Origin of the sequence: Salmonella sp. SAL04157 (genome assembly GCF_046551635.1) — a bacterium.
Lineage (GTDB): Bacteria > Pseudomonadota > Gammaproteobacteria > Enterobacterales > Enterobacteriaceae > Salmonella > Salmonella enterica.
Window position 1 is genome coordinate 134,706 of record NZ_JBGDVS010000008.1, and the last position, 13,685, is coordinate 148,390.

A 13,685-nucleotide genomic window follows, 5' to 3' on the forward strand; every position below is an offset into this window, starting at 1 on the left:
ACACTGGGAGCAGCGGGGTTGTTTGAACAAACTGCGGTGTTTACCTCTAAATAAAATATGGGCCACGGAGGCTACAATATGTTGAGTATTTTTAAACCAGCGCCGCATAAAGCGCGCTTGCCAGCGGCGGAGATTGATCCGACCTATCGCCGATTACGCTGGCAGATTTTCCTGGGGATATTCTTTGGCTATGCTGCGTATTATCTGGTGCGCAAGAACTTTGCCCTCGCGATGCCCTACCTGGTAGAACAGGGTTTTTCACGCGGCGATCTGGGCTTTGCGCTGTCCGGGATTTCCATCGCTTATGGTTTTTCGAAATTTATAATGGGTTCGGTGTCCGATCGCTCGAATCCGCGCGTTTTTCTGCCGGCAGGGTTGATTCTGGCCGCAGCAGTCATGTTGTTTATGGGCTTTGTACCGTGGGCGACATCCAGCATCGCCGTGATGTTTGTACTGTTGTTCCTTTGCGGCTGGTTCCAGGGGATGGGGTGGCCGCCGTGCGGACGTACGATGGTTCACTGGTGGTCGCAGAAAGAGCGCGGCGGCATTGTGTCGGTCTGGAACTGTGCGCATAACGTCGGCGGCGGGATCCCGCCACTGCTGTTCCTGCTGGGGATGGCGTGGTTTAACGACTGGAAAGCGGCGCTCTATATGCCAGCCTTTGGCGCGATTGTGGTGGCGCTGTTCGCTTTCGCAATGATGCGCGATACGCCGCAATCCTGCGGTCTGCCGCCTATCGAAGAGTATAAAAACGACTATCCGGATGACTACAACGAAAAAGCGGAAGAAGAGCTGACTGCGAAGCAGATCTTCATGCAGTACGTACTGCCGAACAAACTGTTGTGGTACATCGCTATCGCCAACGTGTTTGTCTATCTGCTGCGCTACGGTATCCTCGACTGGTCGCCGACCTACCTGAAAGAAGTGAAGCATTTCGCACTCGATAAATCCTCCTGGGCCTACTTCCTGTATGAATACGCGGGTATTCCGGGCACGCTGCTGTGTGGCTGGATGTCGGATAAAGTCTTCCGTGGCAACCGCGGTGCGACCGGCGTGTTCTTTATGACCCTGGTGACTATCGCGACCATCGTTTACTGGATGAACCCGGCAGGAAACCCGAACGTTGATATGGCTTGTATGATTATCATCGGCTTCCTGATCTACGGCCCGGTAATGTTGATCGGTCTGCACGCGCTGGAACTGGCGCCGAAAAAAGCGGCGGGTACGGCGGCGGGCTTCACCGGTCTGTTTGGTTACCTGGGCGGTTCTGTCGCTGCAAGCGCCATTGTGGGTTATACCGTTGACTTCTTCGGTTGGGATGGCGGCTTTATGGTGATGATTGGCGGCAGCATTCTGGCGGTAATCCTGCTGGTGGTCGTGATGATTGGCGAAAAACGCCATCATGATGAGCTGCAGTTAAAACGCAACGGAGGCTAATAACATGAAAACCACACTGAAAAACCTTAGCGTGGCGTTGATGTTGGCAGGAATGGCCATCGGAAGCTGTGCCGTGGCGGCTGAAAAAGTCGTTATCGCCCACCGTGGCGCCAGCGGTTATCTGCCGGAGCATACGCTACCAGCGAAAGCGATGGCATATGCGCAAGGGGCAGATTATCTGGAACAGGATTTAGTGATGACAAAGGACGACCATCTGGTCGTCCTCCATGACCACTACCTTGACCGGGTGACTGACGTCGCTGACCGTTTTCCGGACCGGGCGCGTAAAGATGGGCGCTATTACGCTATCGATTTTACGCTGGATGAAATTAAATCCCTGAAGTTTACCGAAGGGTTTGATATTGAAAACGGCAAAAAAGTACAAACTTATCCGGGCCGTTTCCCGATGGGAAAATCTGATTTCCGCATTCATACCTTTGAAGAGGAAATTGAATTCGTTCAGGGATTAAATCACTCTACCGGTAAAAATATCGGTATTTATCCGGAAATTAAAGCGCCGTGGTTCCATCATCAGGAAGGGAAAGATATTGCCGCGAAAACGCTGGAAGTGCTGAAGAAGTATGGTTACACCGGCAAGCAGGACAATGTCTATTTGCAGTGTTTTGATGTCGCTGAACTGAAACGTATTAAGAATGAACTGGAACCCAAAATGGGGATGGATCTCAATCTGGTTCAACTTATTGCGTATACCGACTGGAATGAAACACAGCAGAAACAGCCGGACGGTCGTTGGGTAAATTACAACTACGACTGGATGTTTAAGCCGGGCGCTATGAAGCAGGTGGCGGAATATGCGGACGGTATTGGTCCGGATTACCATATGCTGGTCGCGGAAGGCTCAACGAAAGGGAATATCAAGCTGACTGGAATGGTGCAAGACGCGCATCAGAATAAGATGGTAGTGCATCCTTACACCGTGCGTGCCGATCAATTGCCGGACTATGCCACAGACGTCAATCAGTTGTACGACATCCTGTATAACAAGGCGGGCGTCGACGGGCTGTTCACTGACTTCCCGGATAAGGCGGTCATGTTCCTGCAAAAAAATGACTAAAGGTTTGCCCTAGTCGAAGTGACGCGCCGGATGAGGCCATAAACGCCTCATCCGGCCTGGCGCAACGTTTGCCAGCGTAAGTCTGGTAAACGCAATGCCATCAGGCGGTGTTGTTTTATAGCAAACCCTCATCGGTCAGTGTTTCCATACATTTTTGTAATAAAAATAGCGGGCTTCCTTCTACCGGCGGTTCTTTTGCTAACAGGGAAATTTGTCGATAAAAAGTGGGTTCCAGCGCCACGGAGCATAATTTTCCTGTCGTGGCTTTTAAGGTTAATTCTGGCAATAAGGCGATGCCTAATCCCTGGCGAATAAAATTCAGCGCAGTATCGGGATGGTTAAATTCATATTTAAATATCGGCTCAATACCCTTTTCTTTAAACAACGCCATAATGCTTAATTCATAACGACCTTTACTGACAATAAGGGGTTCGTCCATCAGTTCTTCAACCGTTACTGTACTATTGGCCGCCAGGGGATGATTTTCAGGCACCACTACGGTGAATTTATCCCGGTAAATGGGGACGCAATACATACCGTTGACCGGAAAAGGAACGAAACCGGCATCAATACTTCCGTCCTGCAGCGAATCAATAATAGCCGTACTATTCTCTTCATAGGGGATAATTTTTACATTTGGATGATGGCTTTCAAAATAGCGAATGACGCCGGGTAAAATGCAGGCGCAGGCGCTGGGAAAACAGCCAATCCGTAGCGTACGGGCCGGGTTCTTTTTTTCTTGTTCGGCAATCTCTTTTACCGCGTTGACGTCGCGCTGGATCGCGCGTAAATGCCTGACGATGCGGCTACCGGCGGCGGTAAGCTCAATCTCTTTACGACGCTCACGAATCAATATGTCAACGCCGAGCTCCTCCTCAAGCGCGGAGATGGCCTGGCTGACGGCGGATTGCGTCATGTATAGCCGTTTGCTGGCTTCGGTAAATCCGCCGTACTCCAGTACGGCAAGCAGGGCGTGGATTTGGGTTAGCGTCATTAGTAAAACCTAATCAATATAATTAAAACGATTAATTTTTCTAATAGAGTGCACTTGTTTATACTGTGATTCTATCGAATACATCACATTTTGACGCACCTGATAGGTGTTCAGTTGAGCTGAGCGTTGCCTGCGTGCGCCATCTGAACGGGTCGTTAAGAATGAAAGAAAAATTATGGACGAAGGATTTTTGGGCAATCACCATAGTCAGTTTTATTATCTTTTTTGTTTTTTATGTACTGCTAACTTTATTACCCATTTATATCGCTGACCGCCTGCATGCTTCTGCAGATAAGGCCGGGCTGTTAGTGACATGTTTCCTGGCCGCGGCAATTGTTATTCGGCCATTTGCCGGACAGTGGGTGGGAAAATATTCGAATAAAAAGATTCTGGTGCTCTCTTCTCTGGCTTTTTTGGTGATTACCGCGCTGTATCCGGTTTGCCATTCTATCGAGTCGCTGCTCTTTATCCGCGTACTTCATGGGATTACGTTTGGTGTTATTACCACGGTAAAAGGAACTATTTCAGCGCGGTTAATTCCGGCCTCCCGACGTGGAGAGGGCATCAGCTTTTTCTCTTTAGCGATGGGCCTGGCGATGGTCGTCGGACCGTGGATCGGTTTGAATATGGCCCGCTGGAACGCGTTCACTGCCGCATTCTGGCTTTGTTCCGCTGTAGCGGCGTTAGGGATTGTGCTTTCCCTGATTGTGACGGTCCCTCCGGTAATTCGTCATGCCGATGGTTCGAAACCGAATCTGGGTTTTGCCGCGATGTTTGACCGCGCCGCCTTGCCTTTTGCGCTGGTCACCTTTTTTATGACTTTCTCCTATGCCGGCGTGTCGGCTTTCCTGGCGCTGTATGCGCGTGAGCTGGATTTAATGGCGGCGGCCAGTAATTTCCTGCTGTGCTACGCGATTTTCCTGATGATATGCCGTACCTTCACCGGGAATATTTGTGATAAAAAAGGGCCGAAATATGTTGTTTATCCATGCCTGTTGGCTTTTACCATCGGTCTGGTGGCGCTGGGCTACACCAATGGCAGCATCATGATGATTATTTCCGGCGGTCTAATCGGTATCGGCTACGGTTCGGTCACGCCGGTTTTCCAGACGCAAATTATCAGCTCGGTTGAACCGCATAAAATCGGTGTGGCGAATTCACTGTTCTTTAACGCAATGGACGCCGGAATGGCGATTGGCGCCTTTATCATGGGAATGATGGTTGAGTCGGTTGGCTATCGTATGATTTATGTCGCTGGCGCGGTGCTGGTGGTACTCGCTGGCGCTCTGTATGCCGTGCAGATGAAAAAACGTGGCGTGATGCCTTTGGTTTCCACCAGCGAGTTGCACTGAGTTACATCTCGATTTCGATATCGCCTTTTGCCCTGCAGCAGCAGGGCAAAATCTCTCCCGGCTGGATAAACGCTAAAGGTTCCGTAATCCAGTCAACCTGACCGGCAACCAGCCGGGTACGACAGGAGCCGCAATATCCTTCGCGGCACTGATACTCCACCTCAACGTTATGCGATTCCAGCGCGGCCAGCAGAGAAGGGTGTTCATCCTGGCACAGCAGCTGTGTGCCAGTGATACGCAGCGTGACGCGTCCCATCAGAGCTGGAAATTACTCAGATCGTCGGTATCGACTTCCGAATCGATTTGTCCGACCAGATAAGAGCTAACTTCCACTTCCTGTGGCGCGACCTGAACGTTATCGGACACCAGCCAGGTATTGATCCACGGGATTGGGTTGGAGCGGGTCTGGAACGGCAGATCCAGCCCTACCGCCTGCATACGAATATTAGTAATATATTCAACGTATTGACACAGGATATCTTTATTCAGGCCGATCATCGAACCGTCGCGGAACAGATAGTCCGCCCACTCTTTTTCCTGCTGCGCCGCCTGCACGAACAGGTCATAACATTCCTGTTTACACTCTTCGGCGATTTCCGCCATCTCCGGGTCGTCCACGCCGCTACGCAACAGGTTCAGCATATGTTGCGTGCCGGTCAGATGCAGAGCTTCGTCACGGGCGATCAGACGGATAATTTTGGCGTTGCCTTCCATCAGTTCACGCTCGGCAAATGCGAAAGAGCAGGCGAAGCTGACGTAGAAGCGGATGGCTTCCAGCGCGTTCACGCTCATCAGGCACAGATACAGTTTTTTCTTCAGCTCACGCAGATTTACGACAACCGTTTTGCCATTAACGGTATGGGTGCCTTCACCGAGCAGATGCCAGTAACTGGTCATCTCAATAAGTTCGTCGTAGTAGGCGGAGATCCCTTCGGCGCGCTTCTGAATTTGCTCATTGGTCACGATATCGTCAAACACGACCGCCGGATCGTTGACGATGTTACGAATAATGTGGGTGTAGGATCGTGAGTGAATCGTCTCAGAAAACGCCCAGGTCTCTACCCACGTCTCCAGCTCCGGGATGGAAATGAGCGGCAGCAGGGCGACGTTCGGGCTACGTCCCTGAATGGAATCCAGCAGCGTCTGGTATTTGAGGTTGCTGATGAAGATATGTTTTTCGTGCTCCGGCAACGCCTGATAATCGATACGATCGCGGGAGACGTCGACCTCTTCCGGACGCCAGAAGAAAGAGAGCTGTTTTTCGATCAGTTTTTCGAAGATGTCATATTTCTGCTGGTCATAGCGTGCAACGTTGACCGGCTGGCCAAAGAACATGGGTTCCTTGAGCTGATCGTTTTTCGTCTGTGAAAAAGTGGTGTATGCCATTGAAGTGAATCCTTTATGGGATGAGCGCCGGATGGCGGCGCAAGCGCCTTATCCGGCCTACAAACCGTACAATCGTAGGCCGGGTAAGCATAGCGCTACCCGGCACTATTCATCAGATCTTACAAGCGCCGCTTTCGCAGCCATCGTCCTGAATAGAAGGCGCCAAATCGTCCTGCGCATCTTCCGCGCCGTCGCGGGTATTTTGATAGTACAGAGTTTTCACGCCAAACTTATACGCGGTGAGCAAATCTTTCAGCAGTTGCTGCATCGGCACTTTTCCTGACGGGAAACGTGACGGATCGTAGTTGGTATTGGCGGAAATCGACTGATCGATAAACTTCTGCATGATACCCACCAGTTGCAGATAACCGTCGTTGTTCGGCATCTCCCACAACAGTTCGTAAGCGTCTTTCAGATGCTCATAATCCGGCACGACCTGACGCAAAATACCGTCTTTCGAGGCCTTGATGCTGACGTAGCCGCGCGGTGGTTCGATACCGTTAGTGGCGTTGGAGATCTGGGACGACGTTTCCGACGGCATTAGCGCCGATAGCGTGGAGTTACGCAGACCGTGGGTTTTGATCGATTCACGCAGCTGTTCCCAGTCGTAGTGCAGCGGTTCGTTGACGATCGCATCCAGATCTTTTTTGTAGGTGTCGATCGGCAGAATGCCTTTTGCATAGGTGGTTTCGTTGAACCATGGGCAGGCGCCTTGCTCTTTCGCCAGTTCGTTGGACGCTTTAAGCAGATAGTATTGAATGGCTTCGAAGGTTTTATGCGTCAGATTATTGGCGCTGCCGTCGGAATAACGTTTACCGTTTTTCGCCAGCCAGTAGGCGAAGTTAATCACGCCAATGCCCAGCGTACGACGGCCCATTGCGCCGCGTTTGGCAGCCGGAATCGGGTAATCCTGATAATCGAGCAGAGCATCCAAAGCGCGTACTGCCAGAATAGCCAGTTCTTCCAGCTCGTCCAGAGTTTTAATGGCGCCCAGGTTGAATGCAGACAGCGTACACAACGCAATTTCGCCGTTTTCATCGTTGACATCGTGCAGCGGTTTGGTCGGCAGGGCAATCTCCAGACACAGGTTAGACTGGCGTACCGGGGCGACAACCGGATCGAACGGACTGTGAGTATTGCAGTGGTCAACGTTCTGGATATAGATACGACCGGTAGAGGCGCGTTCCTGCATCATCAGCGAGAACAGTTCGACCGCTTTCACACGCTGTTTGCGGATGCTGTCGTCGTTTTCATATTTCACGTACAGGCGTTCGAATTCGTCCTGGTCGGCGAAGAACGCATCGTATAGTCCGGGTACATCAGACGGACTGAACAGCGTAATGTCGCCGCCCTTCAGCAGGCGGGTGTACATCAGTTTGTTGATCTGTACGCCGTAGTCCATGTGACGTACGCGGTTGCCTTCCACGCCACGGTTGTTTTTCAGTACCAGCAGGCTTTCCACTTCCAGGTGCCACATCGGGTAGAACAGTGTCGCCGCGCCGCCGCGCACGCCGCCCTGCGAGCAGGATTTCACCGCCGTCTGGAAGTGCTTGTAGAACGGGATGCAGCCGGTGTGGAACGCTTCGCCGCCGCGAATCGGGCTGCCCAGCGCGCGAATGCGTCCAGCGTTGATACCGATACCGGCGCGCTGAGAAACGTATTTCACAATCGCGCTGGAGGTGGCGTTGATGGAATCCAGACTGTCGCCACACTCGATCAGTACGCAAGAGCTGAACTGACGGGTTGGGGTACGCACGCCGGACATAATTGGCGTCGGCAGCGAGATTTTGAACGTAGAGACCGCATCGTAAAAACGTTTTACATAGTCAAGACGCGTTTCACGCGGATAGTTCGAGAACAGGCAGGCCGCTACCAGAATGTAGAGGAACTGCGCGCTTTCATAGATTTCGCCGGTCACGCGGTTTTGCACCAGATATTTCCCTTCCAGCTGCTTAACGGCAGCGTAGGAGAAGGTCATATCGCGATCGTGAACGATAAACGAATCCATCTGCTTGAACTCTTCTTCCGTGTAGTCTTCCAGCAGATGATTGTCGTATTTGCCAAGCTCAACCATTTTTACCACATGGTGGTAAAGTGCGGGCGGCTCAAACTGGCCGAAGGCTTTCTTACGCAGGTGGAAAATCGCCAGACGTGCAGCCAGGTATTGATAATCCGGCGCATCGCGAGAGATCAGGTCTGCGGCGGCCTTAATGATAGTTTCATGGATATCGGAGGTCTTAATCCCATCATAAAACTGAATATGCGAGCGTAGCTCGACCTGAGAAACCGATACGTTATTCAGTCCTTCTGCCGCCCAATCAAGCACGCGATGAATTTTGTCGAGATTGATGCGCTCAGTACGGCCGTCACGCTTTGTCACCAGCAGACTCTGATTCATGTGGTTTTCTACCTGTTTACCTGTCCGTGAAAGAAAAATATCCCCCCGCTTATCCACAACGCCACGTTGTGACTAACTCTGTGGATAAATACTATATATAGGGGGTAATCGATAAGTGAAACGCTATATGGTGAGTATTCTAGTAGGGATTCTTTTGAGTACAAGAGTTGATTTTGGCGTTAAATTGCGGTTGCAAAAGCGTAAGAATCGCTAAATGCGCGTCTGATAAGGCCTGGAGAGGATGTCAACAATTCATAAAAAAAAATCAAAATTTGATCGAATGCTGATTTCTTCATCGAAGAGAAAGGTTGCGCCCGATGATCTAACGCAACCCTTATAGGAAAATTCTTTGATGTCAGGCTTTTTTAGCGCGGGTATGCAACATGTAGTTAACGTCTACTCCGGGACCGAGTTTGAAAGTATTGGTTATCGGGTTGTAGTGCAGTCCGGTGATATGTTGCTCTTTCAGGACGGTTTTATCTACCCAGCTTAACAGTTCAGCAGGTTTAATGAATTTCTTCACGTCGTGCGTGCCTTTTGGCACCATGCGCAGAATATACTCAGCGCCGACGACCGCCATCAGCCAGGATTTCCCATTGCGGTTCAACGTTGAGAAGAACACCTCGCCGCCGGGTTTAACCAGTTGGGCGCAGGCGTGGACGACCGATTGCGGATCGGGAACGTGCTCCAGCATTTCCATACAGGTGACGACGTCGTATTGCTGGGCGTGTTTTGCCGCATGTTCCTCAACCGTCTCCTGCACGTACTCTACCTCGATGCCGCTTTCCAGCGCATGCAGTTTGGCGACCTGCAAAGGCTCAAAGCCCATATCCAGCCCGGTGACGGTTGCGCCTTCGCGTGCCATACTTTCCGCCAGAATGCCGCCGCCACAGCCGACGTCGAGTACCTTTTTGCCAAACAGGCCGCCTGAGCGCTCAGTAATGTAGCCAAGGCGTAGGGGGTTGATGCGATGCAATGGCTTGAATTCGCCCTCCAGATCCCACCAGCGCGACGCGACGGCTTCGAATTTGGCGATTTCATTATGGTCAACGTTGTGAGCTACCGACGGTTTTTCAGTGTTCATGAGTACATGAGATTCCGCTATTGATCTATCGGGGCAGTATAGCAGGTGCAAAGTCGCTGCGTTATATCTACTGCCGTCTTTATTACGCTTTCAGCGCAAGAAGTTTTCTTGCGCGTTCTGTAAAACCGCTACCGATGTGGTGCGTGATAAAATTACAGACGCCCTCGACGTTGTTGTTTTTTAACATATCCAAAATAGTGGCATGTCCCCGGTTAGAGCTGGTGATATATTCAGCGGTAAAATCCAGTCTGTAGCGAATTGCCAATAAACGTGCTGAGATCAACAGGTGTGCTTGCGAAATGTATTTATTATCGGCATATTTCACAAAAACATAATGAAAATCATGATCCAGTTTGAGGTAAGCTTGCGTATCTCGCTCTGCATTAATTTTTGCTGACTTCGATAAAATATTGCTTAATTCGACTATGACATTGTTAGCATTTTTCTCCATCGCTTCACGAATTGCGCCCTGTTCAAGGATAACCCTCATTTTGATGAGATCATTGATATCCTCGTCGGTGACAGAAAAAACAAATGTCCCACTGCGGGGAATGATGTTGACCAGGTTTTCATTATAGCTCAGCCAAATAAAAGCTTCACGAATTGGTGTTTTACTTACCATCAGAATATTTGATAGTTCATTTTCACTGATCGCTTGCCCAAGATCGAAATCGCCATGGATAATCATCTCCCTTATTTTCTCTTTAATCACCTGGGTGATGGATTTGGGTATTTCAATTGATATGTGACTAAAGTCACGCTTTAATCTATTTTTCATTTTCTTCTCCTCCATGGTTAAACCCGGCTCCATTGTAATTAATTTATTCAAAATTAACGGATCTAATATATCAGATATAAGAAAATTTACATACTTTATTGTTGTTATTGTATATTTCATTAAGTTTGTTTGCTGATATATCAGATATGACACATTAGCTTTTGAATTGTATTGTTTTTTACGTAACATCGATTCCGGTCAATACCCTTATTCATTGAATCATAAAAGGTGATGCAAAATGAGTAGTCCACAAGAAAATTTATACGATGCAATTCGTATTGTAAAAAGGAAAATCATTCCTTTGGCCTTTATTCTTTACTTTTTTAACTATATGGATCGTGTCAATATTGGGTTTGCTGCATTACGTATGAATGAATCTCTCGGTATTACGCCTGAGGATTTCGCTAATATTTCTTCTATATTCTTCATATCATATTTAATCTTTCAAATTCCGAGTAGCATTGGCTTGCAAAAGCTTGGTGCAAGAAAATGGATTAGTTCCATTATTATCGGCTGGGGAGCGGGAACTGGGCTGATTTTTTTTGCTAAAGATACTCAACATATTTTGCTGGCTCGCATTTTTTTGGGGGTATTTGAAGCTGGCTTTTTCCCGGGCATGGTTTATTATCTTGCATGCTGGTTCCCGGCTCGTGAACGCGGAAAAGTCAATAGTTTCTTCATGTTATCTATTGCTGTAGCATCGGTATTGGCTGCACCGATGTCTGGTTGGATCATCGAGCATTTGAATACCCCGGATTATGAAGGCTGGCGCTGGCTTTTTGCTATTGAAGGTATCCCTACCGTATTCCTTGGCATCCTGACATTTTATTTACTGCCTGACAGTCCAGAAAAGGCTAAATGGCTTACGCCACAGCAGATATCGGCCTTAGTTAATAAATTACGCACTGACAATGAAACCGCAGCTGCATTAAATAAAAATACCAACTCATCCTTTCTTTCAGTAATCAAAAATCCAGTTTTGCTTCAGCTTTCTTTCGCCTACATGTTGATTCAGGCGGCTGCTCTGGCGGCAAACTACTGGTTGCCGGGGTTGGTGAAGGGATTTTCAGCTGATTTTACGGATACTGACGTTGGTTTAATCATGAGTATTCCGTTTATTTTCGCTATGTTCAGCATGCCCTGGTGGGGCTGGCATTCCGATAAAAAGAATGAACGAAAATGGCATGCTGCATTACCCATGTTTCTGGCGGGCTGTGGTTTTCTGATGATTGCTCTTGTCCCCTCAATGTCGTTGAGAATGCTGGGGCTAACGTTCTATGGTGTTGGGATCCTCAGCTATTACGGACCTTACTGGGCGCTGCCTTCTGCATTATTGTCGCCGTCAGGGTTGGCTATCAGCATTGCGTTTATTAACTCATGTTCAAGTCTTGGCGGATTCCTGATTAATAAGTCACTGGGATTCGTTTCTACTCATTATGGTGCGACAGGAATATTTATTGTAGAGGCAATACTTTGCTTCGCTGCGGTAGCCGTTCTGGCGTTAATGAAAATTGATGTGAAAAAAGAAAAAAACCAACAAACAAATGTTGTATTACGAACCTGATAAATGGAGAAATTATGAAAATTACGTCTATTGAAGTTTTTGACTGTGAATTAAAAAAAAGAGATCAAACGATGTCCTCCTATAATCCAGTACTTATTCGGGTGAATACCGACTCAGGATTAAGTGGTATTGGCGAAGTAGGACTGGCCTATGGCGCAGGCGCTAAAGCTGGCGTAGGGATCATCAGAGATCTGGCGCCATTGATTGTGGGTGAAGATCCATTAAATATCGAAAAAATTTGGGAGTTCTTTTTCAGAAAGACTTTTTGGGGGATGGGGGGCGGGAACGTTTTTTATGCCGGAATGAGCGCTATTGATATTGCTCTTTGGGATATCAAAGGTAAATATTTAGGTGTACCTGTTTATCAGCTCCTTGGTGGGAAAACCAATGAAAAATTAAGAACCTATGCTAGTCAGTTACAATTTGGTTGGGGGGATAAACGCCAGATATTAGTGACACCTGATGAATATGCTGAGGCGGCGCGTGCGGCTCTTGACGATGGATATGATGCGATTAAAGTGGATCCACTCGAAATCGATCGTAATGGCGATGACTGTGTTTTTCAGAATAAAAATCGTAACTATTCAGGATTGTTACTGGCCGATCAATTAAAAATGGGGGAAGCGCGAATTGCCGCTATGCGTGAAGCAATGGGGGATGATGCTGATATTATCGTGGAAATCCATTCTCTTCTCGGTACCAACTCAGCTATTCAATTTGCGAAGGCGATAGAAAAGTATCGTATCTTTCTTTATGAAGAACCGATTCATCCATTAAATTCTGATAATATGCAGAAAGTTTCCCGTTCAACAACGATTCCAATCGCCACTGGCGAGCGTTCCTACACAAGATGGGGATACAGGGAATTACTGGAGAAGCAGTCTATTGCCGTAGCTCAACCTGATTTGTGTCTCTGCGGCGGAATTACCGAAGGAAAGAAAATCTGTGACTATGCTAATATTTATGACACCACTGTACAGGTGCATGTTTGCGGCGGTCCTGTTTCCACGGTAGCCGCGCTGCATATGGAAACAGCAATTCCCAACTTTATTATTCATGAGCATCATACCAATGCGATGAAAGCATCTATTCGGGAACTTTGTACCCACGATTATCAGCCGGAAAATGGCTATTATGTCGCGCCGGAACAGCCCGGATTGGGTCAGGAATTAAACGATGAGGTAGTGAAAGAATATCTGGCCTATGTGATTAAATAGCATCTGGTGATACTGATTATTGTTTATGCCTCCCGGCATATTCCCTAAATAATTCGAGTTGCAGGATAAAATGGTTAACCGTCTTGAACAGCGCTTGCGCTAACCCCGACGGGGCGAGGCCCAGGGATGGGCCGAGTAACTCGCTGCCAACGCACATGAAACTTGAAGTATGACGGGTATACACGGGAGGTATTGATTTTCTAACCTCTTCCTGGCCAGGCCCCGATCTCCCCTGTGTCGCCTCTGAAGCCGATCGCCAATAAACGCCGAGACCACGCTTATAAATGAAGAGAGCATGCGGCACCCGAATAAAGCATTGTCTGGCTGCATTCCGTTTACCAGTACGTGGGCGAATGTGTTATAATTTGCGACCTTTGAATCCGGGATACAGTAGAGGGAT

Annotated in this window: 11 protein-coding genes; 5 read left to right on the top strand and 6 right to left on the bottom strand. The window is 48.6% G+C overall.

The window, feature by feature from the left end; translation table 11 throughout:
- Window positions 1-78: 78 nt before the first annotated feature.
- Window positions 79-1,437, top strand: a complete 1,359-nt coding sequence (gene glpT / locus ACLJRE_RS17500) for a glycerol-3-phosphate transporter (RefSeq protein ID WP_000948739.1) — start codon at window positions 79-81, stop codon at window positions 1,435-1,437.
- 4 nt (window positions 1,438-1,441) lie between these two features.
- Window positions 1,442-2,512: a glycerophosphodiester phosphodiesterase gene (gene glpQ, locus ACLJRE_RS17505; protein ID WP_000858943.1), complete on the top strand. Its 1,071-nt coding sequence runs from the start codon at window positions 1,442-1,444 to the stop codon at window positions 2,510-2,512.
- A 115-nt stretch (window positions 2,513-2,627) separates the two neighbouring features.
- Here the strand turns inward: glpQ and ACLJRE_RS17510 are convergent, their stop codons facing one another.
- Window positions 2,628-3,506 carry a LysR family transcriptional regulator gene (locus ACLJRE_RS17510; RefSeq protein WP_000176719.1) on the bottom strand — a complete coding sequence of 293 codons (879 nt, stop codon included), beginning with the start codon at window positions 3,504-3,506 and terminating at the stop codon, window positions 2,628-2,630.
- 161 nt (window positions 3,507-3,667) lie between these two features.
- Here ACLJRE_RS17510 and ACLJRE_RS17515 point away from each other — a divergent pair, with 161 nt between their 5' ends.
- Complete coding sequence (locus ACLJRE_RS17515) at window positions 3,668-4,858, top strand: MFS transporter (protein ID WP_000660248.1); 1,191 nt, start codon at window positions 3,668-3,670, stop codon at window positions 4,856-4,858.
- Between the two features lies 1 nt (window position 4,859).
- Here ACLJRE_RS17515 and yfaE read toward each other — a convergent pair whose 3' ends face one another.
- The 5 genes from yfaE to ACLJRE_RS17540 all read right to left on the bottom strand — a co-directional run bounded on the left by yfaE (window position 4,860) and on the right by ACLJRE_RS17540 (window position 10,693).
- Window positions 4,860-5,114: a ferredoxin-like diferric-tyrosyl radical cofactor maintenance protein YfaE gene (yfaE, locus tag ACLJRE_RS17520; RefSeq protein WP_000533921.1), complete on the bottom strand. Its 255-nt coding sequence runs from the start codon at window positions 5,112-5,114 to the stop codon at window positions 4,860-4,862.
- Window positions 5,114-6,244 carry a class Ia ribonucleoside-diphosphate reductase subunit beta gene (nrdB, locus tag ACLJRE_RS17525; RefSeq protein WP_000332026.1) on the bottom strand — a complete coding sequence of 377 codons (1,131 nt, stop codon included), beginning with the start codon at window positions 6,242-6,244 and terminating at the stop codon, window positions 5,114-5,116. Before nrdB ends, yfaE begins: the two co-directional genes overlap by 1 nt.
- A 112-nt stretch (window positions 6,245-6,356) precedes the next feature.
- Window positions 6,357-8,642, bottom strand: coding sequence for a class 1a ribonucleoside-diphosphate reductase subunit alpha (gene nrdA / locus ACLJRE_RS17530; protein ID WP_001076491.1), 2,286 nt, complete (start codon window positions 8,640-8,642; stop codon window positions 6,357-6,359).
- Window positions 8,643-8,997: 355 nt separating this feature from the next.
- Window positions 8,998-9,726: a bifunctional 2-polyprenyl-6-hydroxyphenol methylase/3-demethylubiquinol 3-O-methyltransferase UbiG gene (gene ubiG / locus ACLJRE_RS17535; RefSeq protein WP_023212358.1), complete on the bottom strand. Its 729-nt coding sequence runs from the start codon at window positions 9,724-9,726 to the stop codon at window positions 8,998-9,000.
- Window positions 9,727-9,808: 82 nt separating this feature from the next.
- Window positions 9,809-10,693 carry a GntR family transcriptional regulator gene (locus ACLJRE_RS17540; RefSeq protein WP_077944338.1) on the bottom strand — a complete coding sequence of 295 codons (885 nt, stop codon included), beginning with the start codon at window positions 10,691-10,693 and terminating at the stop codon, window positions 9,809-9,811.
- Window positions 10,694-10,742: 49 nt separating this feature from the next.
- Between ACLJRE_RS17540 and ACLJRE_RS17545 the strand changes: the two genes are divergently transcribed.
- Both ACLJRE_RS17545 and ACLJRE_RS17550 read left to right on the top strand, forming a co-directional pair.
- Window positions 10,743-12,068: an MFS transporter gene (locus tag ACLJRE_RS17545; protein ID WP_023212359.1), complete on the top strand. Its 1,326-nt coding sequence runs from the start codon at window positions 10,743-10,745 to the stop codon at window positions 12,066-12,068.
- Window positions 12,069-12,082: 14 nt separating this feature from the next.
- A complete protein-coding gene (locus tag ACLJRE_RS17550; RefSeq protein WP_000705581.1) occupies window positions 12,083-13,285 on the top strand; it encodes a mandelate racemase/muconate lactonizing enzyme family protein in 1,203 nt (400 codons plus the stop codon).
- The last annotated feature ends 400 nt before the right edge of the window (window positions 13,286-13,685 follow it).

Excerpts from the sequence above, each read along its gene's own strand:
- ACLJRE_RS17550 (WP_000705581.1), top strand. The coding sequence starts at position 12,083 with ATGAAAATTACGTCTATTGAAGTTTTTGACTGTGAATTAAAAAAAAGA.
- ACLJRE_RS17540 (WP_077944338.1), bottom strand. The coding sequence starts at position 10,693 with ATGTTACGTAAAAAACAATACAATTCAAAAGCTAATGTGTCATATCTG.
- glpT (WP_000948739.1), top strand. The coding sequence starts at position 79 with ATGTTGAGTATTTTTAAACCAGCGCCGCATAAAGCGCGCTTGCCAGCG.
- nrdA (WP_001076491.1), bottom strand. The coding sequence starts at position 8,642 with ATGAATCAGAGTCTGCTGGTGACAAAGCGTGACGGCCGTACTGAGCGC.
- glpQ (WP_000858943.1), top strand. The coding sequence starts at position 1,442 with ATGAAAACCACACTGAAAAACCTTAGCGTGGCGTTGATGTTGGCAGGA.
- ACLJRE_RS17510 (WP_000176719.1), bottom strand. The coding sequence starts at position 3,506 with ATGACGCTAACCCAAATCCACGCCCTGCTTGCCGTACTGGAGTACGGC.
- nrdB (WP_000332026.1), bottom strand. The coding sequence starts at position 6,244 with ATGGCATACACCACTTTTTCACAGACGAAAAACGATCAGCTCAAGGAA.
- ACLJRE_RS17545 (WP_023212359.1), top strand. The coding sequence starts at position 10,743 with ATGAGTAGTCCACAAGAAAATTTATACGATGCAATTCGTATTGTAAAA.
- yfaE (WP_000533921.1), bottom strand. The coding sequence starts at position 5,114 with ATGGGACGCGTCACGCTGCGTATCACTGGCACACAGCTGCTGTGCCAG.
- ubiG (WP_023212358.1), bottom strand. The coding sequence starts at position 9,726 with ATGAACACTGAAAAACCGTCGGTAGCTCACAACGTTGACCATAATGAA.
- ACLJRE_RS17515 (WP_000660248.1), top strand. The coding sequence starts at position 3,668 with ATGAAAGAAAAATTATGGACGAAGGATTTTTGGGCAATCACCATAGTC.